At 65.2% G+C, this 23555-nt stretch carries 21 protein-coding genes and 1 pseudogene; 7 read left to right on the forward strand and 15 right to left on the reverse strand.

Annotated features, from left to right (window positions below; genetic code table 11):
- Nucleotides 1–6: 6 nt before the first annotated feature.
- A pseudogene (locus VAR608DRAFT_RS37775) lies at nt 7–84 on the forward strand (ATP-binding cassette domain-containing protein); the annotation flags it as partial.
- A 13-nt stretch (nt 85–97) separates the two neighbouring features.
- On the opposite strand, the gene VAR608DRAFT_RS03135 reads toward VAR608DRAFT_RS37775, so the two are convergent.
- From VAR608DRAFT_RS03135 to VAR608DRAFT_RS03155, 5 genes are all read right to left on the reverse strand, one after another.
- Entirely contained in the window at nt 98–1360 is a 1263-nt protein-coding gene (locus VAR608DRAFT_RS03135; RefSeq protein ID WP_088952740.1) for a Zn-dependent hydrolase, read from the reverse strand.
- 13 nt (nt 1361–1373) lie between these two features.
- A complete protein-coding gene (hydA, locus tag VAR608DRAFT_RS03140; protein ID WP_088952741.1) occupies nt 1374–2825 on the reverse strand; it encodes a dihydropyrimidinase in 1452 nt (483 codons plus the stop codon).
- 49 nt (nt 2826–2874) lie between these two features.
- Nucleotides 2875–4365, reverse strand: coding sequence for an NCS1 family nucleobase:cation symporter-1 (locus VAR608DRAFT_RS03145; RefSeq protein ID WP_088952742.1), 1491 nt, complete (start codon nt 4363–4365; stop codon nt 2875–2877).
- A gap of 125 nt (nt 4366–4490) precedes the next feature.
- Nucleotides 4491–5813 (reverse strand): NAD-dependent dihydropyrimidine dehydrogenase subunit PreA, encoded by a 1323-nt coding sequence (gene preA, locus VAR608DRAFT_RS03150; protein ID WP_088952743.1) that lies wholly within the window; start codon nt 5811–5813, stop codon nt 4491–4493.
- Entirely contained in the window at nt 5806–7203 is a 1398-nt protein-coding gene (locus VAR608DRAFT_RS03155; RefSeq protein WP_088952744.1) for an NAD(P)-dependent oxidoreductase, read from the reverse strand. Before VAR608DRAFT_RS03155 ends, preA begins: the two co-directional genes overlap by 8 nt.
- Before the next feature lie 243 nt (nt 7204–7446).
- On the opposite strand from VAR608DRAFT_RS03155, the gene VAR608DRAFT_RS03160 reads away from it, so the two are divergent.
- Nucleotides 7447–8139, forward strand: a complete 693-nt coding sequence (locus tag VAR608DRAFT_RS03160; protein WP_088952745.1) for a TetR/AcrR family transcriptional regulator — start codon at nt 7447–7449, stop codon at nt 8137–8139.
- Nucleotides 8140–8164: 25 nt separating this feature from the next.
- Here VAR608DRAFT_RS03160 and VAR608DRAFT_RS03165 read toward each other — a convergent pair whose 3' ends face one another.
- Nucleotides 8165–9181, reverse strand: a complete 1017-nt coding sequence (locus tag VAR608DRAFT_RS03165; protein ID WP_088952746.1) for an AraC family transcriptional regulator — start codon at nt 9179–9181, stop codon at nt 8165–8167.
- A 793-nt stretch (nt 9182–9974) separates the two neighbouring features.
- Between VAR608DRAFT_RS03165 and VAR608DRAFT_RS36710 the strand changes: the two genes are divergently transcribed.
- Nucleotides 9975–10121 (forward strand): hypothetical protein, encoded by a 147-nt coding sequence (locus VAR608DRAFT_RS36710; RefSeq protein WP_157730584.1) that lies wholly within the window; start codon nt 9975–9977, stop codon nt 10119–10121.
- Here VAR608DRAFT_RS36710 and VAR608DRAFT_RS03170 read toward each other — a convergent pair.
- The 4 genes from VAR608DRAFT_RS03170 to VAR608DRAFT_RS03185 form a co-directional block, all read right to left on the reverse strand.
- Entirely contained in the window at nt 10118–10816 is a 699-nt protein-coding gene (locus VAR608DRAFT_RS03170) for a LysR substrate-binding domain-containing protein (protein ID WP_231973178.1), read from the reverse strand. The genes VAR608DRAFT_RS36710 and VAR608DRAFT_RS03170 overlap by 4 nt on opposite strands.
- A gap of 316 nt (nt 10817–11132) precedes the next feature.
- The gene (locus VAR608DRAFT_RS37550; RefSeq protein WP_197700461.1) at nt 11133–11972 is read right to left on the reverse strand and encodes a hypothetical protein; all 840 of its coding nucleotides are present in this window, start codon (nt 11970–11972) and stop codon (nt 11133–11135) included.
- Nucleotides 11973–12048: 76 nt separating this feature from the next.
- Nucleotides 12049–12504: a hypothetical protein gene (locus VAR608DRAFT_RS36715; protein WP_157730586.1), complete on the reverse strand. Its 456-nt coding sequence runs from the start codon at nt 12502–12504 to the stop codon at nt 12049–12051.
- 370 nt (nt 12505–12874) lie between these two features.
- Entirely contained in the window at nt 12875–13780 is a 906-nt protein-coding gene (locus VAR608DRAFT_RS03185; RefSeq protein WP_088952748.1) for a LysR family transcriptional regulator, read from the reverse strand.
- Between the two features lie 131 nt (nt 13781–13911).
- On the opposite strand from VAR608DRAFT_RS03185, the gene VAR608DRAFT_RS03190 reads away from it, so the two are divergent.
- Both VAR608DRAFT_RS03190 and VAR608DRAFT_RS03195 read left to right on the forward strand, forming a co-directional pair.
- Nucleotides 13912–14649, forward strand: coding sequence for an SDR family oxidoreductase (locus VAR608DRAFT_RS03190; RefSeq protein WP_088952749.1), 738 nt, complete (start codon nt 13912–13914; stop codon nt 14647–14649).
- Nucleotides 14650–14670: 21 nt separating this feature from the next.
- Nucleotides 14671–15558 carry an SDR family oxidoreductase gene (locus tag VAR608DRAFT_RS03195; RefSeq protein WP_088952750.1) on the forward strand — a complete coding sequence of 296 codons (888 nt, stop codon included), beginning with the start codon at nt 14671–14673 and terminating at the stop codon, nt 15556–15558.
- A 270-nt stretch (nt 15559–15828) separates the two neighbouring features.
- On the opposite strand, the gene VAR608DRAFT_RS03200 is transcribed toward VAR608DRAFT_RS03195, so the two are convergent.
- Nucleotides 15829–16362, reverse strand: coding sequence for a methyltransferase family protein (locus tag VAR608DRAFT_RS03200; protein WP_197700462.1), 534 nt, complete (start codon nt 16360–16362; stop codon nt 15829–15831).
- A gap of 250 nt (nt 16363–16612) precedes the next feature.
- Here VAR608DRAFT_RS03200 and VAR608DRAFT_RS03205 point away from each other — a divergent pair, with 250 nt between their 5' ends.
- Entirely contained in the window at nt 16613–16864 is a 252-nt protein-coding gene (locus tag VAR608DRAFT_RS03205) for a hypothetical protein (protein WP_157730588.1), read from the forward strand.
- A 191-nt stretch (nt 16865–17055) separates the two neighbouring features.
- Here VAR608DRAFT_RS03205 and VAR608DRAFT_RS03210 read toward each other — a convergent pair whose 3' ends face one another.
- From VAR608DRAFT_RS03210 to VAR608DRAFT_RS03225, 4 genes are all read right to left on the reverse strand, one after another.
- On the reverse strand, nt 17056–17841 hold the full coding sequence (locus tag VAR608DRAFT_RS03210; protein ID WP_088952753.1) for a transporter substrate-binding domain-containing protein: 786 nt from the start codon (nt 17839–17841) through the stop codon (nt 17056–17058).
- Between the two features lie 297 nt (nt 17842–18138).
- On the reverse strand, nt 18139–19770 hold the full coding sequence (locus tag VAR608DRAFT_RS03215) for a GMC family oxidoreductase (protein WP_088952754.1): 1632 nt from the start codon (nt 19768–19770) through the stop codon (nt 18139–18141).
- Nucleotides 19767–20684, reverse strand: coding sequence for an alpha/beta hydrolase (locus VAR608DRAFT_RS03220; protein ID WP_088952755.1), 918 nt, complete (start codon nt 20682–20684; stop codon nt 19767–19769). Before VAR608DRAFT_RS03220 ends, VAR608DRAFT_RS03215 begins: the two co-directional genes overlap by 4 nt.
- 27 nt (nt 20685–20711) lie before the next feature.
- On the reverse strand, nt 20712–22193 hold the full coding sequence (locus VAR608DRAFT_RS03225) for a flavin-containing monooxygenase (RefSeq protein ID WP_088952756.1): 1482 nt from the start codon (nt 22191–22193) through the stop codon (nt 20712–20714).
- Between the two features lie 167 nt (nt 22194–22360).
- Here VAR608DRAFT_RS03225 and VAR608DRAFT_RS03230 point away from each other — a divergent pair, with 167 nt between their 5' ends.
- A complete protein-coding gene (locus tag VAR608DRAFT_RS03230) occupies nt 22361–23353 on the forward strand; it encodes an AraC family transcriptional regulator (RefSeq protein ID WP_231973642.1) in 993 nt (330 codons plus the stop codon).
- Nucleotides 23354–23555 lie beyond the last annotated feature (202 nt).

Genomic DNA, 23555 nt, shown 5'->3' on the forward strand with positions numbered 1-23555 from the left:
GGGAAACCAAACCAGCTCTCGGGTGGTCAGCAGCAGCGCGTGGCCATCGCACGTGCGCTGGCGATGAATCCGATCGCCATGCTCGACGCTCGTACAACTATCCTGCCACGCCGGCGCGTTCAAGCATGGCGTGCAGCAGCACGTTGCAACCGGCCTTGATGTGCTCGGGCTTGGCGTCCTCGATTTCGTTGTGGCTGATGCCGTCCTTGCATGGGATGAAGATCATTCCGGTCGGTGCCAGGCGCGCCATATAGACGGCGTCGTGGCCGGCGCCTGAAACCGCGCGCATGTTGCTGTAGCCGAGTTTTTCCGCCGCGCGCGCAACTGCGTCCACACACTCTGCATGGAAGCGCTGCGCCGGATAGCCCGATACCTGGTCAATCCGGATGGACAGGCCGGTCTCGCCGCTCAGCCTGGCAGCCACGGTGCGAATGTCGGCGTCCATGGCGTCGCACAGTTCGTCGCTGGCATTGCGCAGGTCGATCGAGAACTTGACCTGGCCCGGAATCACGTTGCGGCTGTTCGGATGCACCTGCACCATGCCGACGGTGCCGCGGCCGTGCGGCGGGTGGCGATGCGCGCAGGCCACCACCTCCTGCATCAGCCGGGACGCGACCTGCAGTGCATCCTTGCGCAGTGCCATCGGTGTCGGGCCGGCGTGCGCTTCCATGCCGATGACGGTGCAGTCGTACCAGCGAATGCCCAGGACGCCGGTCACCACGCCGATGGTCTTGTCGTTGTCCTCGAGCACCGGCCCCTGCTCGATGTGGGTTTCGAAGTACGCGCCGATCGGGTGGGCGCCAGGTTCCTCGGTGCCGAGGTAGCCGATGCGCTCGAGCTCGCCCCTGACCGTCTTGCCCTCGGTATCGGTGGCTGCATAGGCATGGTCGAGCGTGAAGGCCTTGGCGAACACGCCCGAACCCATCATCACCGGAACGAAGCGCGAGCCCTCTTCGTTGGTCCAGAAGGCCACTTCGATCGGCGCCTCGGTTTCGATGCCGTGGTCGTTCAGGGTGCGCACCACCTCGATGCCGGCCAGCACGCCGTAGTTGCCGTCGAACTTGCCGCCGGTGGGCTGGGTGTCGATGTGGCTGCCGGTGACGATGGGCGGCAGGCTGTTGTCGCGGCCCGGGCGGCGCATGAAGACATTGCCGATCTTGTCGATCCTCACGGTCATGCCGGCCTCGCGCGCCCAGCCGGTGACCAGGTCGCGACCCTGCTTGTCCAGGTCGGTCAGCGTCAGGCGGCACACGCCGCCTTTGGGGGTAGCGCCAATTCGGGCCAATTCCATCAGCGAGGCCCACAGTCGCTCGCCATCGATGCGCAGTTGGTGGATGGCCGTGGCCGTGTTCGTGTCCATGGGAGTCCTCTGTTCAGCGTTGCACCGCGGTCGGCGTGAGCTCTTGCGCACGCCTGGCCGCAGCTTGGAAATTGGCACCGAAGGCCGGGCGCTTGAGGTAGCGGCCGCGCCCTTGCTCGGCGCGCAGATCGCCGTTGGCGTAGACCACGCGGCCGCGGCTGATGGTGTGGCTGGCAATGCCGCGCACCGAGCGCCCTTCAAAGATGTTGAAGTCGCCCCTGGAATGCTGGGTCCTGGCCGAGATCGTCTTGCTGCCTTGCGGATCCCATAGCACGAGGTCGGCGTCGGCACCGGCCGTGATGCAGCCCTTTTGCGGATAGATGTTGAAGAGCTTGGCCGCATTGGCCGAGGTCACGGCGACGAACTCGCTGGGTGTCAGCCTTCCGCTGTTGACGCCGGCGTCCCAGATCACCGACAGGCGCTCCTCGATGCCGCCGCAGCCGTTGGGAATCTGGGCGAAATTCTCGCGGCCGGCGGCCTTCTGCGCCGCGCAGAAGGTGCAGTGGTCGGTGGCAGTGGTGTGCAACTGGCCCGACTGGAGGCCGCGCCACAACGCCTCCTGGTGGATGCGGGGCCGGAACGGTGGGCTCATCACATGGGCCGCGGCCGTGGCGAAGTCGGGATGGCGGTAGACGCTGTCGTCGATCAGCAGATGGCCGGCCAGCACTTCGCCGTAGACGCGCTGGCCGCGCGCGCGGGCGCGGGCGATGGCGTCGGCCGACTCGATGCACGAGACATGGACGACGTAGATCGGCACGCCCAGCACGTCGGCGATGGCGATTGCACGATTCGCAGCCTCGCCCTCGACCATGGGCGGGCGCGCCAGCGGATGGCCTTCGGGCCCGGTGATGCCCATCTTGGCCACCTCCTGTTGCAGCAGGTAGACCAGTTCGCCGTTCTCGGCATGCACTGTGGGCATGGCGCCGAGCTCGAGCGCCCGGCGAAAGCTGTTCACCAGCGTCTCGTCGTCGCACATGATGGCGTTCTTGTAGGCCATGAAGTGCTTGAAGCTGTTGATGCCTTCCTGCTGCACCAGCGTGGCCATGTCGCGATGCACGCTGTCATCCCACCAGGTGATGGCGACATGGAAACCGTAGTCGGCCGCCGCCTTCTCGGCCCAGCCGCGCCAGGTGCGGTAGGCCTCCATCAGCGGCTGCCGGGGATCGGGAATCACGAAGTCGATGATGCTGGTCGTGCCGCCCGCCAGGCCGGCCGCCGTGCCGCTGTAGAAGTCGTCCATCGTCACCGTGCCCATGAATGGCAGCTGCATGTGGGTGTGCGGGTCGATGCCGCCGGGCAGCAGGTACTGGCCGCTGGCGTCCAGCGTCTGCGTACCTGACGGGGCCTGGGGCTGCAGGTCGGCGCCGACGGCTGCGATGCGGCCGTCCAGGCACAGGACATCGGCGGCGAACTCGCGATCGGCGTTGACCACCGTGCCGCCGCGAATCAAAAGGGCTGAACTCATGAGGCTTGCTCCGGAAATGAGGCCGCCGGTCCGGGGGCGGCCGGTTTCATCATGCGCGGCCGAGGGCCGTGCGCTCTGCGCCTACCTTGCCGGCCATGCCGACGCGGTAGACCGCGGCGGCGATGCCCAGTCCGACGAACCAGGCGTAGGTGTAGATCTGCCGGAACAGATCGCCGACGTCGGGGAAGCTCTGCGGGAAGGCCGCGCCCAGGAAGCCCGGCAGGTTGGGCAGCACACCCAGCACGAAGGCCAGCACGGCCACCCAGTTCCAGCCGCCGCGGTAGCTGTACTGGCCACCCTCGCGATAGAGCTCATCGACCTGCAGCTCGGTTCGGCGCAGCAGGTAGTAGTCGACGATCAGGATGCCCGCCACCGGACCGAGCAGGGCCGAGTAGCCGATCAGCCAGGTGAAGATATAGCCTTGCGTCGATTCGAGGATCTTCCACGGCATGATCGCGATCGCAATGCCCACCGTGATGTAGCCGCCGACCTTGTAGCTGATGCGACGCGGGCTCAGCGCCGAAAAGTCGTAGGCCGGTCCGACCAGATTGGCCGCGAGATTCACGCTCACGGTGTCGATCAGCAGGACGATCAGGGCGATCAGCACCGCAGCGCCGGTCATGCGGCTGGCCAGGTCGACCGGGTCCCACAGCGCCTTGCCGTAGATCACCACGGTGGCCGACGTCACGAACACCGCCAGCGCCGCCAGCAGGCCCATCGGCGCGGGCAGGCCCACGGCCTGACCGATGAACTGGTCGCGCTGCGATTTGGCAAAGCGCGTGAAGTCGGGAATGTTCAGGGCCAGCGTGGCCCAGAAACCGACCATGGCGGTCAGCGAGGGCCAGAACACGGCGCTGAACTGGCCGGCCTTCTTGCCGCCCTCGACGAATTGCGAAGGCTGCTGGAGGATGGGGCCGAAGCCGCCCGCCTGCCTGTAGGCCCAGACCAGCAGCACGAAGCAGATGAGGATCTTGATCGGAGCGGTATAGGTCTCGAGCTTGCGGATGGACTCGATGCCGTGCACCACGAAGTAGAACTGGATGGCCCAGAACACGAGGAAGCAGGCCAGCTGGCCGAAGTTGATGCCCAGCCCTGCGATCTTGTCGCCCGCCAGCGGGTGGCCGAGCAGAACACCGATCAGGGTGTAGATCATCATGCCGCCGAACCAGGTCTGGATGCCGTACCAGCCGCAGGCCACCAGCGCGCGCAGCACCGCCGGCAGCCGCGCGCCGCGGGTGCCGAACGAGGCGCGCGCCAGCACGGCATACGGAATGCCGTACTTGGCGCCCGCATGGCCGATCAGCAGCATCGGCACCAGCACGATCAGGTTGCCGAGAAACACGGTGCCGACGGCCTGCTGCCAGGACATGCCGCTGTCGATCAGGCTGGCGGCCAGGGTGTAGGCCGGGATGCACATCACCATGCCCACCCAGAGGGCAGCGAAGTGGTACCAGCGCCAGGTGCGCTGCAAAGTGCTGGTGGGCGCCAGGTCCTCGTTCCAGAGCTCGTGGCGCGCGCTGAAGTGACTGTCAGTAGGCATGGTTTTGTTTCCTGGTGATTCCAGTGGGGTTGCGGCTCGGTGATCAGGGGCCATTGGAGTACCTTCGCGCAGCAGCGCTTCGGTATTCGCCTTCGGAGCGGCCGGGCGGCTCATGCGGTGGGTTCTCAGGCCGTGCTGGCCGCCTCGGTGTTCACGCGCATCGGGTTATTGGGGTGGGTGGTCCAGTTGGCGTATTCGCCGCTGACGCGAAGGCCGGTGCGCTTGTCGATTTCGCCGGCCGCGAGCGAGCGCATCGTGATGGTGTTGGGTACCGGGCAGATCGACACGCAGAGGTTGCAGCCGACGCACTCCTCCTCCTTGACCTCGAAGTGGCGCTTGCCGTCCCTGGTGGCCGTGATCGCCTGGTGCGAGGTGTCCTCGCACACCACGTGGCAGCGGCCGCACTGGATGCACGAGTCCTGGTTGATGACTGCCTTGTCGATGTGGTTCAGGTTGAGCGACTTCCAGTCCTTGACGGTCCCGACCGCGGCGCCGCGGAATTCTTCGATCGAGCGCAAGCCCTGCTGGTCCATGAAGTTGGACAGGCCGTCGCACATGTCCTGCACGATCCTGAAGCCGTAGACCATGGCGGCCGTGCAGACTTGCACCGTGCCGCACCCCAGCGCGATGAACTCGGCCGCGTCACGCCAGGTGGTGACGCCACCGATGCCTGATATGGGCAGGCCGGCGGTGGTCGGATCGCGCGCGATCTCGGCCACCATGTTGAGCGCGATCGGCTTGACCGCCGGACCGCAGTAGCCCCCGTGCGAGCCCCAGCCGTCGGTGCTCGGGCTCATGACCATGCGATCGAGGTCGACGCCCATCACCGAGTTGATGGTGTTGATCAGCGACACCGCATCGGCGCCGCCGGCCTTGGCCGCACGCGCGGGGTAGCGCACGTCGGTGATGTTGGGCGTGAGTTTGACGATGGTCGGCAAGGTCGAGTAGTGCTTGCACCACTCGGTGACGCGCTGGATGTACTCGGGTACCTGGCCGACGGCAGCGCCCATGCCGCGCTCGCTCATGCCGTGCGGACAGCCGAAGTTCAGCTCGATGCCGTCGGCGCCCACGTCTTCGACCATCGGGAGGATGCGCTTCCAGGACTCCTCCACCACCGGGACCATCAAGGACACCACCATGGCGCGATCGGGCCAGTTGCGCTTGACGCGCCGGATCTCGTCCAGGTTGGTGCGCAGCGGCCGATCGGTGATCAGCTCGATGTTGTTCAGACCGATGACACGGCGATCCTGCGACATGAGCGTCGAATAGCGCGGCCCGTTGACGTTGACCACCGCCGGGTCTTCACCCAGCGTCTTCCAGACCACGCCGCCCCAGCCCGCCTCGAAGGCGCGGGTGACGTTGATTTCCTTGTCGGTGGGCGGCGCCGACGCGAGCCAGAACGGGTTCGGGCTCTTGATGCCCACGAAGTCGGTGCGCAGATCAGCCATGCTGGGTCTCCAGGGTCCGTTGGGATTGAGCCGCTGCAGCAGGATTGCGCAGCGCCAGATCGATGGACACGGCAGAACGCTTGCCATGTTCGACCGCTTCCACGGTCAGGTCGCGCCCACCGTGGCGGCAGTCGCCGCCAGCCCAGACGCGGGCGAGGCTGGTCCGGCCGTCTTCATCGGTGAGAATGCGCCCTCCCTTGAGTTCGATGGCCGCGCCAGCGGACTCGGCGACATAGGTCTGGCCGATCGCCCTGAGCACCATGTCGGCTTCGAGCGTGAAGCACTCGCCGGTCTCGACCAGCTTGCCTTCCTTCATCGCGGTGGCCGCAAAGCGCATGCCGCGCAGCACGCCGCCTTCGCTCATGACTTCCTTGGGTGCGGCCCAGTGGCGGATCGTCACGCCGTGGGTCTGCGCCCAGCGTTGCTCGACGGTTGAAGCCGACATGGATTCGGGCCCGCGCCGGTAGACGATGGTCACGTGCTCGGCGCCGAGCAGGCGCGACTGCACCGCTGCGTCCACGGCGGTCATGCCGCCACCGATGACGACCACGCTCCGTCCCACCGGCACCTCGGCCGGACTGGCGGCTTGGCGCAGTTCGGCAATGAACTCCACGGCATCGCGCAGGCCGGGAACCTGCGGCTCGGCAATGCCAAGTGCATTGACGCCCACGAGGCCCATGCCCAGGAACACGGCGTCGAACCGGACGAGCAGGCTGTCGAGCGTGAAGTCGCGTCCCAGTTGCTGGCCGTTGTGGACCTCGATGCCGCCGATCGACAGCAGCCACTCGACTTCCCGCTGCGCGAAGTCGCCGGCCGTCTTGTAGGTGGCCAGGCCGTACTCGTTCAGCCCGCCAAGCTTGGGGCGGGCGTCGAACAGCGCAACTGAATGGCCCCGGCGCGCCAGCCCATGGGCACAGGCCAGCCCCGCCGGGCCCGCCCCGACCACTGCAATGCGCAAGCCCGTCGAAGCCGCGCGCGTGAAGAGCGGCGCACCCGGATTGGCGAAGTAGGCATCGGTGGCATAGCGCTGCAGCGCGCCGATCTCCACCGGCTTCTCCTCGTTGGTGTTGCGCACGCAGGCCTGCTCGCACAGCACCTCGGTGGGGCACACACGGGCGCACATTCCGCCGAGCGGGTTGGCCTCGAGGATCGCGCGTGCCGAGCCGCGGTTGTTGTCCTGGGCAATGCGCTGGATGAAGGTGGGGATGTCGATGCCCGTCGGGCAGGCCGCGGTGCAGGGTGCGTCAAAGCAGTAGTAGCAGCGCTCGGCCTCGATCAGCGCCTGGGCGCGCTTCAAGGGCGGATGGGCATCGCCGAAGTTCGTGGCGTAGTCGGCCAGATTCAGGCGAGCGGCGTGAATGCCGCAGGTGCGGGTGGAGGGTGTCTCCATGGGGCTTCTCCTTGTGGCGGTCTCAGCAAGACTCATGCCGAAGCGCTGGCGATGGCCCGGTTCTCACCTTGGCGGGCGTCAGCCCGGCGCGGGCTCCCGGACCTTGATTTCCTTGGTACTCCGATTCGCATGGCTTGCTTCCTTTTGTCTGAAGTTGATGCGTGGAAGCGGGAAAATTTACTATCCAGAAAAGATTTACTGGATAGTAAAAACCCTTGTGACGGAACCAAGGACAATCACGTCATGAGCACTTCCTCCACACGTGGGTCTGCCTCCCCTCGTCGCAATCGAGCCACCGTTGCCGACCCGCGCGTCGCGCCGCGCGCGCCGCGGGCTGCGCGCCTGCGCAAGCAGGAGCTGATCCTGCTGGAAGCCGAGCGTCAGTTCGCTCGCTTCGGCTTCGAGGGTGTGTCGCTGGATAGCATCGCTGCCGAGCTCGGCATCAGTCGTCAGAACATGCTGTACTACTTCTCAAGCAAGGACGAGCTGTACGTCGCCGTGCTTGACGCCGTGCTGGAGTCCTGGCTCGCCAGCATGGACGTGATGGCCAGGAAGAACGATCCCGAGACCGCGATCAGCAGCTACATCAGCGCCAAGCTGTGCTTCTCGCGGGACCGTCCCAGTGGCTCGGCCGTCTTTACCCGCGAGATCATGGCCGGTGCGCCGCGTTATGCCGACAAGTTGGCCCAACGTGTGATTCCCAAACTTCGCGCCGACGTGCGAGCGTTTGAACGATGGGCACGGCAAGGGCTCATCGAGAAGGTCGATTTCACCCACCTGATGTTCGTCATCTGGTCGGCCACCCAGGCCTACGCGGACCTGGCACCCCAGTTCGCGCTGTTTGTCGGCAAGCAGCGCCTGGACGATGGCGACTTTGCGGCAGCCCATGCGTTGATCACCAACTTGGTGACGCGAAGTTTGAGGAAGATGGCCTGAGTATTGGTGGACGCCTGGAAGAAGACTAGATCCGGCGTCTCCACTCGGAGGGAGTCTCCTGGAACTGGCTGATGAACCAGCGGGTGAACGAGCTGAGTTGGCCATAGCCGAGCAGTTCGGCCACGCGCGTCAGGCTGTGCTCGGGCTGGGCCATATAGCGCAACGCCAGGTCGCGCCGGACCTCGTTGACCAGCTCTGAAAAAGCAACTCGGTCCGCAGACAACTGGCGCTGCAAGGTCCGAACGTGCAGCCCCAAGCCCTGTGCGACCTGCTCGATCGACGTCCGTCCCAGCGGAAGTTGCACGTACAGGACCTTCCGTACGGTTTGTGCGAGGCTGTCCTCCCCCGCGTCGCCGGGTACGTCGACGAGGCGCCGCGCGTAGGCGGCAAGGACGGGGTCGGCCAGCGCGTTCGGGCGGTCGAGGTCGGCCGTCGCGCAGACGATGCCGTTGAACTCGCTGCCAAATTTCAATCTGCAGTCGAAGAGTTGCCGGTGCCGATGGATGTCGGCCGGAGCGGCATGGCGGAAGTTGACGCTCTGAGGGTTCCAGCGCTGGCCGGGCAAGTCGGCGCAGAGGCGGAACAGGACACCGAGCGCGAGTTCGGTTGCCTGGCGCGAACGCGCCGCTGCGGGTCCGACCAACTCCTCGCGGATTGCCGTGGACTTGCCGGTTTCGACCATGGCCAGCGCAAGCGTGCCGCCCACCAGTTGCCGGCTGTGGATCAGTGTCTGAAGCACGGCACGCAAGCTGGGCAAGTGGGTCAGCAAGAGGCTGAGCGCTCCCAGATCGGAAAGCCGCCTGGCCTGCGCCATCCGCAAGCCGAAGTCGGCAAGTCCACTGGCCTCTGCCGACTCCTCCAGCAACTGCAGCGCAGCGGCCAAAGGGATGCGCTGCTCCGGGTCGACCAGCATCCGGCGAGACAGCCCGGCCCGACGCAGCAGCGGCTGCGGGTTGAGTCCCGCGGCATCGGCGACTTCGAAATAGTGGGCCAGCGCCGCAGCGCGAATGTGCCGCTGGGCATGGATGCCGGTCGCATTCATCAAGAGTCCTAAAAGAGAATAGAGTCTGCCCCAATGCCTGTCGCTAAGTGCTTGACTCAAACCGGCTTTTCGGAAGCCATCACATCGCTGAAAGTTTGCCCCGCAATTCACGGCCCCTAGCCCGCAACGGCGTCTTCAGTTGAAGCACACGCCTGGCATTTGCAAGGAGTTCTGCGGCGCTTGGCGGCGTCTCACTTTTGCCGCGCAAGCATACGGCTCACCTCGAAATGCAACGCTTGACCCGAAGCGCGCGCGAGCGCGGCTGCTCGCTCCAGGAGGCGGCGATCGTCCTCGATCCCCAGGCATGAGCAAAAGCGAGGTCACGCTGCCCATGATCAACAGGCGACATTTTCATCGCGGACTTGCGGCCGCGGCCCTCGGTGCCTCAGGACTCCTGGGCGCATGCGCCAGTGCGACGCGAAGCTACGGCGGCGCGCGTTCGATGGCGTCGTTCACCTGGGCGTCAACCTGCGCGCCATGAGCCAAAGCGAGCTCTCGGTCTTCCATCAGGAGATGGAGATGGTGATGAAGCGCGGCATCCCGCGCGCCATTCACACGGGCCAGTCACCGCCGAACATCAACGACGCCCACGACTACGAGCGGCGCGGCTATCTTGGGCCGGACCTGCTGATCGCCCACTACGCGGTCGGCGACGAGCAGGATCTTGCGGCCATGGCCCGAACGCGCACGCCGCTGAGCTTCTCGACCTACTCGGACCTGCGTCTGGCGCGGGCCGGTGACGCGCGGTCAGCGCTCATGATGATGCGCAAGGCGGGCCTGTGTCGATACCGTCATGGTCGACGGTCGCATCCTCAAGCGCGGTGGCAAGCTGGTCGCCTTCGACGTCGAGCGCATCGTGGCGCAGGCCGGCGGCTCGGCCCGGCGGCTGCGCAGCGCCGCTGGCGGACGCCTGGCCATGCCGACATGCCAAGGCTGCTAGTTCCGCGCCGGGCGAAGGGGCACGCGGCGCCCCTTCTTGATCGCATCGCTTCGCACCCAATCGGTCAGGGCCTCGGCGAACCCCTCGGCCGCCGGCGAGATCACGCGGCGCACGGGCCGATAAAGGCAGACCTCACGCATCACCTCGGGATCGATCACGCGGCGCTTCACGAGCCCCCAGCGCTGCTCGGCCCAGATGCCGACATAGGCCGGCGACAGCGTGGCCGCGAGGCCTTCGGCCGCTATGCCGAGCGCCGTGGAGATGTTGTCGACCACGTCGATCGGCACGATGCGCTCGTCTTCCGGCAGGTTCAGGCGCATCTGCGCAACGCTGCGTTCGTGATCCCGGCCGGCGGTCACGAGCGGCTGGTGGCGAAGATCGCTCCAGCGCAACTGTCGCTTCTTCGCAAGCGGGTGATCGGGCGCGCACCAACGCACCCAGGGGCTCTCGAAGACGCTGGTACGGGCTACATCTTCGCTGGTGGGACGATCGGGCCCGATCGCCAGGTCGACGTCGCCCTGTGCCACCAGATCGACGAGCCGTTCGACCGCGGCATCCCGGATGCGAACCACCACCTTGGGCCGATGCTGTGTGTAGCGACGAACGAGGGGCGGCAGGATGGCACTCGCGATCACCATCGGAGCCGCGATGCGAACCAGCCCCGCGGCACGGTCCCGCACGTCGGCTGCGTGCACTTCCGCCAAACACCGAGGTTTTCCCGTTCGCGGTGACTTCAAATCGGATCGTGTCGCCGGGCTGTGGATGCGGATCGCAGCACCCCTTCAGGATCAGCTCACCCGAGACCATGTGTAGGGGATCCACCGTGTTGGCCTGGAGGATTGAGTTGGCCGCCTGCTCCTGGTTCTGGGCGTTGAACTCAAGTTGCTGGATTCCAAGCCCCGTGGCGCCACCGACCGCTGCGCCAGCGACGATACCCGCCAACGGGTCATAGACTCGAACGGTAAAAAGGGCTGATTCTGCAGCGCCGCCGACCGGCCGGTCTTGGGCCGATTAGAGCCCCTCGTATTTTCCGTCTTCATCGACATAGAGTAGGCTCGTCAGGTACCAGCGACCATCCGCCCTTTTCAGATGAAACTCATGGTCGCGCGCCATGACAAGGGACCCGACCTTCTTCGTGTGGCGAGTTCGGACCAGACTCGCATCGTCCGTGGTCGCGACATCAACAATCGCCTCTCGTTCGCTGTCGTGTGAAGAGTCACTGCCAAAGCTGATTGGTTGGTGAACCTGACCCGGCGGGCAGTACTTCCGCGATAGTTCGGCATAGGCGGCTTCGGCGGCGTCGATGCCTGCGATCGCATCACGCTCACTCATCAGGTGCGAGTATCGATTCCAGGCGTCGTAGTCCGAAATGAAGGCTCTGACGAGATCTTCCGGCCCCATGCTTTCTACAGAAGCCGAGCTCAGCCTGAACGCGGGCCAGGTCGGGTCTTGGATCTGCGATGCAGCACTGGGCCGCTTCTCAGCAGCCTTCCCCCAGATGGAAATCGTTCCTTCGAAATGACCAGGCTCAGTTGCCGCAACCCGGATTTGAGAAGGAATGACGCTCTTGCCCTCGTACTCGGGCGTTGCCGCGTAGCGGGTGGCTTTCCCGTCGCGAACCAGTTGCCTGACGATGCCCTGGTCGAGTTGTTCCTTGAGTCCGAGCGCGAACGCAGGAACGTAGACGACGTTCGGCGGGATGTCCTCGCCACCGAAAGCAGCCGGCAGGAGCAGCAGTTTTCGCAACTCGCCCTTGGCGTGGAGAGCTTCTGCTTTTGCCCTCGAATCGACATGCCGAAAGTCCGGACCTGACGCGGGGGTGCGGCGTCGATTAAACCAACCAAACATCATCTTCTCCTCGAATTTGTTCTGACTGCGGCAGGAAGGCCCGCCCGATGAAGCAGTTCCACCTCAAGGCTCAAACTCGCTAAAGGTTGCTCTCGTGAAGAAGGCAATGCTTTGGCCGGGGCTCTTTGAAAAGCACCTTCTCTCGGTCGTTTAGCTTGTACCGAACCAACGGATCGGCGTTTGAACCTCGAGGAATGGCCAGAATGGGGTAGCTGTCGGCCACCCCCTCCGAATGCGCCGGAAGCGAGATGAGACAAAGGGCGAGGGTAAGAGACGCACGATTCATGAACTCTTTAACGTTTGACGGCGAGGCGGAACAGAGATCGAGGAGCCAGCCTCCATCGTGCCAGCCGAGCAACACTCGAAGGTCATCTGGCAATTGGTCGCCTTCTGCAAGGGTGCTGGCGAGCGCATCCAGTCCCGCAGCCTGCGCTGGCGGTCCAAGCGTCGCATGCACTTCGCCAGGGAGAGCGTGCTCGAGGTTGGACAGAACTGCCATCAGTTCGGCTCTCGCATCGTTGTTCGTTTCGCTCACGGTGGCCGCGGTGCTGCCTACCGCGGCGACGACCATCGGACCGTGAGTATGCACGCCGGCTGGATGCCAAAGGCGCGATGAAACACGCCCGGGCCCCATATGACGAAGTCACCATGGCGGCGCAAGGTATGCGAGAGGGTGTCCTGCGGTACGAAGTCGGCGCCCATCGAGAACTCAATCCTGAACTCGCTGGTTGGGCTCACCAGGACCGACATCGTCCTCCCCTCGTTCAACGGCTTGGATTCGCCATTCGGATTTCCCGCCGGCCCAGTCGAACATCGGCCGAGGCGAGCATTGAGGCCTTCCTCGAATTCCGCCGCGAGATCTGTGCGGATCACATGGGTCGGCGCGTCGCGTAGCGGCCGCGCATTCAAGGAGCGCGAGGTGCTTCGTGGCGATTGAACTCTCCGGCGGCCCAGTCAATGAAGGCACGTACGCGTGGCGACAGCTGACGGCTGCGGGCATAGAGCAGCGACACCGGGGCTGAGGGCGGCGGCGTGTCCGCGAGGATTTCGACGAGGCGGCCGCTTCGCAGATCTTCCTCGACGTGAAAGCGCGGCACCTGGGCGAGGCCAAGACCGAGACGAATGCTCGCCAGGTAGCTCTCGGTGCCCGTTACCGTGAGCACGCCGCAAAGCGAGAGGGACTGCAGTTCCTTGCCCCTCTGGAACTCGAGCGGCGTCACCTGTCCCGTGGTGATCGAGCGCAGCCCGATGACGCGGTGTCCGCCCAGGTCGTCGATCCCGACCGGCGTGCCGAACTTCTCCAGGTAGGCCGGCGTGGCACAGGTCAGCCGTTGCAGGGTAGCGACCTGGCGCGCGGCCAGTTCACTGTCGCGCAACTGCCCCCAGCGCAGCGCGCAGTCGACACCTTCCTGCACGAGGTCCACCCAGCGGTCGCTTTCGCTCATCGCGATCTGGATGCCCGGGTAGCGCTCGAAGAAGCCGGGCAGGCCCGGCAGCAGGAAATGGCGCGCCAGCGTGCCCTGGACCTCGATGCGCAACTGCCCCTTGGGCTGGACACCCTTGAAGGCGCCTTCCGCGTCTTCCACGTCGTCGAGGATGCGCAGGCAGCGCTGGTGGAAGGCCTCGCCGTCCAGCGTGGGCCGCACGACGCGTGTCGTCCGCTGCAGCAGCCTCACGCCGAGACGCGCTTCCAGCTCCGCGATCACCTTGGTCGCCGTGGAGCGCGGGATCTCCATGTCATTGGCGGCCAGCGTGAAGCTGCGCCGCTCCACGATGCGGGCAAACAGGCGCATTGCGTCAAAACGATCCATGGAGCCTCCGGGTGCTTTGTTCGTTCCTGGTAAACAGTGCTGTGCAATTCGGACTGATTATCTCTGGAGCGCGAATTGCGATAGTTGCTCCACACCGCAAGCACGCGGTGCAACTTCAAGGAGCAAACGCCATGAGTACCCACCAGAAAGTCGCCATCGTTACCGGCGCATCCCGCGGCATCGGAGCCGCCATCTCCGAACGTCTCGCCCGGGACGGTTTCACCGTCGCCCTCAACTTCGCGGGCAAGGCCGCCGAAGCCGAGCAGCTCGTCCGCAAGATCGAAGCCGCGGGCGGGCGCGCCATCACCGCGCAGGCCGACGTGAGCGACCCGGCCGCCGTGGTCCGGATGTTCGATGCCGCGGAGGCGGCATTCGGGGGTGTGGACGTGCTGGTCAACAACGCCGGCATCATGAAGCTGGCCTCGCTGGCCGACAGCCACGACGCGCTCTTCGACAGCCAGGTCGCCGTCAACCTCAAGGGCACCTTCAACACGCTGCGCCAGGCCGCGCGGCGCCTGCGCGACGGCGGCCGCATCGTCAACCTCTCGACCAGCGTGGTCGGACTGAAGCCCGAAACCTACGGTGTCTACGCTGCCACCAAGGCCGCCGTCGAGACGATGACCGCGATCCTTGCGAAGGAACTGCGCGGCCGCTCGATCACGGTCAATGCCGTGGCGCCAGGCCCGACCGCAACGGATCTGTTCCTGAACGGCAAGTCGGACGAACTGATTGCCCGCCTCGCCAAGGCGAATCCGCTGGAGCGTCTCGGCACTCCGGCCGACATCGCCAGCGCCGTCGCCTTTCTCGCCGGTCCCGACGGCGCCTGGATCAACGGCCAGGTGCTGCGTGCGAACGGCGGCATGGTCTGAGTCTGCATCCAGGAGAACATCATGAGCAAGGTCATCCTCATCACCGGCGCTTCGAGCGGCTTCGGCCGTCTGACCGCCGAAGCCCTCGCGCGGGCCGGTCACACCGTCTACGGCTCCATGCGCGATGTCGCGGGGCGCAACGCCAGGAACGCGGCGGCCATGGCCGCCATCGCGGGCAGTGATATCCGCCCGATCGAACTGGACGTGCAGTCCGACAGTTCGGCGGAGTCCGCCGTCGCGAAGATCATCGCCCAGAGCGGCCGCATCGACGTGCTGGTGCACAACGCCGGTCACATGATGTTCGGGCCGGCCGAGAGCTTCACGCCCGAGCAGTTCGCTCAGCAATACGACGTGAACGTCCTCGGCACCCAGCGTGTCAACCGGGCGGCATTGCCGCACATGCGCACCGCGCGCCGAGGCCTGCTGGTCTGGGTGTCGAGTTCGAGCGTGGCCGGGGGTACGCCGCCTTATCTGGCGCCGTACTTCGCTGCCAAGGCTGCGATGGACGCACTGGCGGTGCAGTACGCCCGCGAACTCGCGCGCTGGGGCATCGAAACCAGCATCGTCGTCCCAGGGGCCTTCACCAAGGGCACCAACCACTTTGCCAATGCCGGTCAACCTGCCGATGCTGCGCGGCTTGCCCAGTACGAGGCCGACGGGCCGTACAAGGGCTTCGGCGCCCAGGTCCAGAAGGCCTTTGCCGAGATCGTGCCGGAAGATGCCGACGTTCAGGGCGTCGCGGACCGCATCGTCGACATCGTCGACGCGCCGGCAGGGGAACGGCCGTTCCGGGTCACCTACGACCCGACGCAGGACGGCGCCGACGTGAGCTTCGCGGTCGTGGATCGCATTCGGGCCGAGATGCTGCATCGCGTGGGACTGGGTGACCTTCTGAAGGCTGTGGTCTGAGAGAGGGCCAGACCGCGCCCGGAAGCGACATCCGCTGTCCTGATTACGTCGCCTCAAAGCTGCCGGTCGAACCCGCACGCAGGCACGCCCGTTAGAGGCCCCGCAGCGGAAGGCACACATCGGCGGGCAGCACTCAGGGCGAATGTGGCGCGGAGCACGACTTGAGACCGTGCAGGCTCACCCCACCGGGAGCCCATCGTGCAAGCCATCGGCCGGCAGCCCCAGCGGGCGCCGGATGGCGCACCGCTTCACTACGAGCGCCCCCGCGCGCTACTTTGTGACATTCCCTGTTCCCCGCCACGGCTTGACTCTTGGCAGCCAGCGCCGGACATTGGCGCAGAATTCTTTGTATTCGTCGCCGAACTCAGCGCGCAGAGTTGGCTCTTCGTAGGCCAGAACGAAAATGTGGAAGCCTAGCCAGACAACCATGCCGTACTCGAGCACGCCGACGCTGCCGAAGAGCAGTCCCTGCCCGAAGATCAGAGAGACAACGGCCACGTACATAGGATTGCGTACGTAGCGGTAGAGCCCGGTGACAACCAGGTGCTTAGGCGGAGCGATCGGAGCCGGCGTGCCCAGGCCTTGAATCGCAAAGCGCGCGAACGAATCCAGCAGAACGGGAAGGCCCAAGGCGATCAGCACCGCTCCGACTACGCGAAACGGAAGAAAGCCGAGTAACGGCGGCGACACGTGCCATCGCGTGAACGTCCACGGGACGTAAACCGCGAGCGTCCCCGGGGCCAACACCAGGAAGACAACTGATCCGGCAATGGCGGCAACGCGGCGCATGGAGAGCTGTTTCATTCTATGCGTTTGCGCCGGCGACTGCTTCCCCATCGCTCGGCCTTTACAGCTCACATCGCCAACGTGACGTACGGCCGATGGTCGCAGTCCGCGTCGTGAGCGACTCGTCCCGAGGAGATGCCTCGTCATCCGTACGGCGCGCCGCGGGCTTCCCAGGAGCGCAGCCAGTGGCGACCTGCGTCGCGCACGCAGTAGCCCGTGCCGCTCGGTGGCGGTATGCTGGAGCAAGATGCGCTCACAGGAGTTGGCGATGCTCTATACCTACGTCAGCGAGGACGAAGACCAAGACCCGGTCGGTCCGTCCAATGCTCTTGAGTTGTTCAGTCGGGCGGCTGTGGAGGTCGGGCTCATCCGAGCCGGCGACCCGCTCGACCAGAACCTGGTCGATTTCGCCATGCTGGTTGTGCACATGTGCGCGGCGATCGGAGACAACTACATGCAGCCCGAGAACCCGGGGGAGTCGGTTGGGGATCGCATCCGAGGTGATCTTCGCGCGCAGTAAGCGGGCCCCCTGCGTTTCTCTCCGTTTCTTCGTACGTAGGGGTGCGCCCAAACGCGCGAAGATTCTTCTTTGATACCGGCCGCATCGAAGGGAAGCAGCCGCTCAAAAACGTTGCCGATAACCGGCCGAGCCACGAAGTGCCGCTGTTGAGGGTCCCGTGTTCTTCGGCGGGTTAGAGCGCGTTTTCGATGTCACTTGTCAGTCGCTCCGCGCAGTCCCGCTCTTTGAACCGCCGCCTTGACTAGTCCTTCGGATTTCGCGGCCTCAATATACTTTCGCACATACGCCATGCCGGGCTCCCGGCCCTTCGGGAGTGCTATGGCAACTTCGTCCACACCAATCCGACCATCAAGAACCCGGGAGCCGGGCAACTTATCCGACAACTCGAACAGGTTTGCCTTATTGGCGGCGAAGACATCCGCCTTTCCGGACTTCAGCATTTCCTCCCCGGCGGAAACACTCGGACTTGCGATCACCGTGGCATTCTTTATTGTGCGCACCAGAAATGCGTTCACGGACCCGCCCTGCGGCGCACCGATGCGAGTTCCCGGTTGATCCACCGCGTCGATGGTCAAGATAGGAGAGCCGGCGGGAACCAGGTAGCCGTGCTCGATGACGAGAAAAGGTGCGGTGAAATTCAAGACACTTTCGCGCTCCGGGCTTGGTCCAAAAAAGGTGAGGTCCCACTCGCCGGACTTCAGGCCGCCCATGATGGCCCCTGGGGAGGGATACACCACGGGCTCGAATGGAACCCCAATGCGCCGGGCAAGTTCCTTTCCCAGATCGAACCCAACCCCCTTCGACTCGTCCGTCGTGGCTCCGCGAATGATGGACGCGGGCGCCCCGACATAGAGCGCTACACGGAGCTTGCCGGTTGGGGCCAGAGCCTGTCGCAATTCCTGACTAGGTGCGATACCCGCGCAACCTGCAATGAGAAGTCCAAATACCGCAGCAGTAAGCCAAGGGATCGTTCTCATTGCATCCTCCGCAGATGTTACGGTTGCTCTCTAACGGTCGGACATGAGCGGCACGCTCGCCCTTCGTGTTCGCAACAATCCAAGAATTCAGGTCGGCAAGCTTAGCAACGTTCTGCGCGCAAACGGAGCGTCTCGCGGACCCTGCTGTGGGTCTGGCTCGCCGCGCACGCGCAACGATTGGCCCAGCTTGCGCGCGCTCTGCTCTTAAACACATCGGCGTGCGCATGCTTGCCAGCGCCCTCGTGCAGACGATCCCGCGGCTTCCGGTGATTCGCTTCGCGACCGCCCAGGCAGTCATCACGCAGCTTTGCGCCGCACGGCGGCATCCTTGGCCGGGATGTACGACATCGCGCGTTCCGCCAGCGCGGTGATGGTCAGGCTTGGGTTCACGCCAAGGTTGGCGCCGAGCATCGAGCCATCGACCACATAGAGGTTCCTGTAGTTGAACACGCGGTTCTGCGGGTCGATCACGCCATGCTCGGGACTTTTCGCGATTGCGCAGCCGCCCATGCAATGCGCGGTGAGGGGTACGTTCAGCAGGATCTCGCTGATCGTCGTCACCGGCAGGCCGCCGAACGTCTTCGCCATCTTCTCGGTGAATGCATTGGCTTGCGGGATGTAGGTCGGAATCGGTTGCCCTTCGCTGGACAGCAGCTTGCCGAACGGCCACCACCAGTGGCGCTTCAGGCGCATGCGCAGCGAGGCGTCCAGCGTCTGCATCACCAGGAAGATCAAGGTTCGCCGCGCGGATCCGATCGGGTTTGCCACCCGTAGAAAAGACAGCGGGTGCCGCAGTGCCGCCCACAGCCAGGTGAAGATGCGCGTCCAGCCGGCCTTGCCGCCGACCATGAGGGTCATCAGCAGGCCCATGGCGTCGGAGCCCCTGGTGTAGCGCGTGGCCTCGATGTGGGTGTGCTCGTCGATGTAGATGGACGAGCCGATGGCAACGCCGCCGGACATGTCCACGTCTTTACCCGGGAAGCGCACGCCGAGGATGGACTCGGAATTGGTGCGCACGCGGTTGCCGAGGTCGTCGGAGACGTTGGGCAGCGAGCCGCCCTGCTTGAGGCGAAACAGCAGTTCCATCGTTCCGAGCGAGGAGCCGCTGAACACGACGTTGCGCGCACGCCAGGTGCGGCGCCGCTTGGCGAACCAGGCCGTCGAGCGCTCGGTGGTGACCTCGTAGCCCTCGCTGCCGTCGGCCTTGCCGCGCAGCGGGCGCACGTCGACGACCTTGGTCTGCTCGTGGATCTTCGCCCCGCGCTTCTCGGCGAAATACAGGTAGTTCTTGTCGAGCGAGTTCTTGGCGTTGTGCTTGCAGCCGGTCATGCAGCCGCCGCAGGCGGTGCAGGTGGCGCGTTCCGGGCCCACGCCGCCGAAGTAGGGATCGGGATAGGTCTTGCCGCCGGGCTCGCCCTCGGGCGGAAAGAAAGTGGCGACGCGGGTGGGTCTGAAGGTGTGGCCGACACCGGCGGCCTCACCCATCTTCTTCAGCATGTGATCCGCGGGGCCGTAGAGCTTGTTGTCGGTCACGCCGAGCATGCGCTCGGCTTGCGCGTAGTGCTGCGGCATCTCGCGCTTCCAGTCGGCGGCGCCGGCCCAGGAGCCCTCGTCCCAGACGTGCTCCGGCGGAACCAGCAGGGTGTTGGCATAGGTGATCGAGCCGCCGCCCACGGCGTTGCCGCAGATGATCATGACGTGGCGGAAGGGCCGCAGATTGAAGAAGCCTTGCAGGCCCAGGCCGGGGCGCCAGATCCAGCGGCGATAGTTCCAGTTGGTCTTTGGGAAGTCCTCGGCTTTCCAGCGTTTGCCCATCTCCATCACGGCGACGGAATAGCCCTTCTCCGCGAGTCGGCAGGCGGACACGCTGCCGCCGAAGCCGGAGCCAACGATGAGATAGTCGAAGTCGAATTCGCCACGCGAAGTCATGGGCTGTCCTCAAGTTCCCGCGGCGCGGGGGTGAATCTTCGTTCGATGAATTGGCCGGCGGTGCGGATCGAATCGTCCGCTTCGTGCAGCACGCCGGCGTGCAACTGGAACACGTGGCCGACGCCGTCGTAGCAGTGCAGTTCGACCGTGCCTCCCGTCGCATTGAGCCGCCGTGCGAGACGCTCGGCATCGGACAGCAGTATTTCCTCGGAGCCGACGTGGATCAGCACCGGCGGCAGGCCGCGCAGATCCGCGAAGAGCGGCGAGCAGCCCGAATCGTCGGCGCGCGCGGTGCCGCGATAGGCGTCGGCGCACCAGCGCAGCCAGGCGGGCTTGAGCATGGCGTCGCGCGCCGCGTGCGTGCGGATCGTTTCGCCGGACAGGCTCAGGTCGGTCCATGGCGACAACAGGATCAGCGCGGCGGGCGGCGGCAAGCCGGCCTGGCGGATCGCGATGGCGGTGGCCAGCGCCAGTCCGCCGCCGGCCGAATCGCCGGCGATCACGAGCCGGGACGGATCCTGAGCGGCGGCGAGCAGTGCGCCGTACACGGCCAAGGCATCTTTCAGCGCCACAGGACTGGCGTGCTCCGGCGCCAGTCGGTATTCCGGCAGCCAGACCTGCGCCTTGGCAGCCTGTCCAAGCCAGGCGGCCAGCTTGGTGTGGCTGTGTGCGCTACCGACCACGTAGCCGCCGCCGTGCAGGTACAGCACACCGCGCCCGGGGTCGACCTTTGCCGGAACGATCCGTGTCGCCGCGACGCCGGCGATGGCCTGGCGCTGCGCCTTGTATCGGCGCGGACCGAGCAGGATCAGCCCGACCGTATCGATCCAGCGCCGCTGCAGCCACGCCGGCACGCCCGGCGACATCGCCGGCCGCACCAGCAGCCGCACCAGCCAGAACAGGAAGCGCTTCATGACCAGTCCGCCCGGTCTGGTTGGCGCCTAAGCCGCCACCGCGGTGTACTCGTCGAGCTTCATGCGCCGCGTGCGCTTGCGGTACTCAAAGGTGAAGCCCGGCCAGTTGTTGGTGTTCTTGCCAGTCGCGGTTTGGTACCAGCTGGTGCAACCGGCGGCCCACACCGTCTTCTTCATGCGCTCCTGCACTTCGCTGTTGAAGTCGTTTAGCACGTTGCCGCGCACGTCGAGGTAGCGCAATTGCCTGCCTCGCAGCGTCTTCACCGCGTCCACGATGTAGTTGAACTGGCTTTCCAACATGTACACGATCGAGCTGTGGCCCAGGTTGGTGTTGGGGCCATAGAGCATGTACAGGTTCGGAAAGCCGCTGACGGTGAGCCCGAGGTAGGCCTCGGCACCCTCCTTCCAGGCCTGCTTGAGCGTCTTGCCGCCCAGCCCCTGGATCTCCATCGGCGCGAGGAAGTCGGTCGCGGCGAAACCGGTGCCGTAGACAATGGCGTCCACTTCACGCACCTTGCCGTCCGAGGTACGAATGCCGTTCGGCAGCACTTCGGCGATGTCCTCGCCGATCACTTCCACGTTCGGCCGCACCAGCGCCTTGTACCAGTGGTTGGAGATCAGGATGCGCTTGCAGCCGATCGGGTAGTCCGGCGTCAGGCGGTGGCGGAACTTGTTGTTCTTGACGATCGAGCGGATGTGCTTCTGGAAGAGGTGCTCGACGATCGCCATTTCGTTGATGGTGTTGGTGAAGCCGAGCTGGCGAAACTCGTGGAAGCTGTATTGCCAGGCGCGATCCAGCGTCTGCAGCAGCGGCAGCTTGCGAAACAGCGTCTTTTCCAGCGGCGGATATTCCTTGTCCGGCTTGGGCAGCACGTAGGGTGCGGAGCGCTGGTAGAGGTCGAGGTGTGCCACCAGCGGCGCGATCTCCGGCACGAACTGGATCGCGCTGGCGCCGCTGCCGATCACGGCGACGCGCTTGCCGGCGAGGTCGTAGCCGTGGTCCCAGCGCGCCGAGTGGAAGGCCTTGCCCTCGAACGTATCCAGGCCCTTGAGCTTCGGATACGCCGGACGGTTGAGCTGGCCGACGGCCGACACCAGTACGTTCGCCTCGTGCGTCTCGCCGCCGGCAGTGCGCAGGCGCCAGACGCCGCGCGCCTGGTCGAAGTCCGCGCCGGCGATCTCGCTGTTGAAGCGGATGTGTGGGCGGATACCGTACTTGTCCGCGCAATGGCGCAGGTACTGGTAGATCTCGTCGGCCTTGCCGTAACGGTTGGCCCAGCCGCGATCCTGCTCGAACGAGAAAGAATACAGGTGCGAGGGCACGTCGCAGGCCGCGCCCGGATAGCTGTTGTCGCGCCAGACGCCGCCGACGTCGGCGGCCTTCTCGAACAGGGTGAAGTTTTCGAAACCCGCCTGCATGAGCCTGATCGCGAGGCCCAGACCGCCGAAACCCGTGCCGATGATGGCAATGGTCGGGGAAGCCGCCTTGCCGCTCGCGTTTTTGCCCATATCGAGTGTCTCCGTTGTCGCTGTTGATGAGGGTGGTGTAGGGAAAATGGTAGGGACGACCGGACTGAAACATCCTGCTGGACTAGGACAAAATATCGTTGTTCGAGGACAGTCGTTCTCGGGGAACATCTATGCCGTCATGGAGCTTTGCCCGCAGCGTGACCAGCATGCGTCTGATGGCGGAATTCGCCGCCGACCACGGGCTACCGATGCGCCGCAGTCTTGCCGGCACGGGCGTGCGCGAAGCGCAGCTGGCCGACCCTTCGGTACTGGTCAGCGGCGAGCAGGAACTGCGTGCCGTTCGCAACATCGTCGAGAGCCTTGGTCCGATGCCGGCGCTGGGTCTGCAGGCGGGCACCCGCTATCACTTCACGGCTTTCGGCGTGCTGGGCTTCGCCATCGTCAGCAGTCGCAGTGCGCGCAGCGCGCTGGACGTGGCGCTGAGGTACTTCAACCTGACATTCGCCTTCACGCGCTTCGTTGTCGCCGACACCGCCTTCGAGACGACAGTGACCGTGGAAGACTCCGAGGTGCCGCAGGATCTGCGCCAATTCGTGGTCGAGCGCGATATTGCAGCGTTGCTGACCGTGCAGCGCGATTTGTTTTCCGCCGAGCCGATCCTCAAGCAGCTGCATCTGCGCTTTGCGCCCCCGGCGCAAGCCGAGCGCTATGAGCAGTTCTTCGGCCTGGAACCGGTATTCGGCGCCGCATCCAATCTCGCCTTGCTGGACCGCGCGCGCATGCAGCAACCGCTCGCGCAGGCCAATGAGTTGGCGCTGCGCGCCGCAGAGGACCAGTGCCGCCGCCTGCTGGACGGGCGCAAGGAACGCAGCGGTCTGGCCGGCGCCGTGCGCGATCAGTTCATTGCCTCAACCACGCAGATGCCGACGATGGAAACCGTTGCCGCCCATCTTCGAATGACGCCGCGCACCTTGCGACGGCGTCTGTTCGACGAGGGCACGACCTTCATCGAGCTGCGGGACGAGGTGCGCATGACGTTGGCCGACGAGTTGCTGTCCGGTCCGCGTCTTTCAATCGAGCAGATCGCTGAACGGCTGGGCTACGCCGAGCCCACGAGCTTTATCAATGCCTTCAAACGCTGGCGCGGCTCCACGCCGCACTCGTTCCGCCTGACCGCGCGCCTTTTAGAAAAAGTTTGATGCACGTCAAAGTGGGATCGCAGACCCGTATAGGGATGTCGCGAAATGAAAAACACCTGTCGTCAATAGAAAAACGACACCTGAGTCCCGGGCCTTAGCCTTCGACTGCGCTCAACGCGTATTTCAGACCCACACAGGAGACGACGTGAAACCCATGCATTGCTCGACACCCGCCGCTTGCGGCCTTGCCGCCCACCCGAAC

Source organism: Variovorax sp. HW608, assembly GCF_900090195.1.
GTDB lineage: Bacteria > Pseudomonadota > Gammaproteobacteria > Burkholderiales > Burkholderiaceae_C > Variovorax.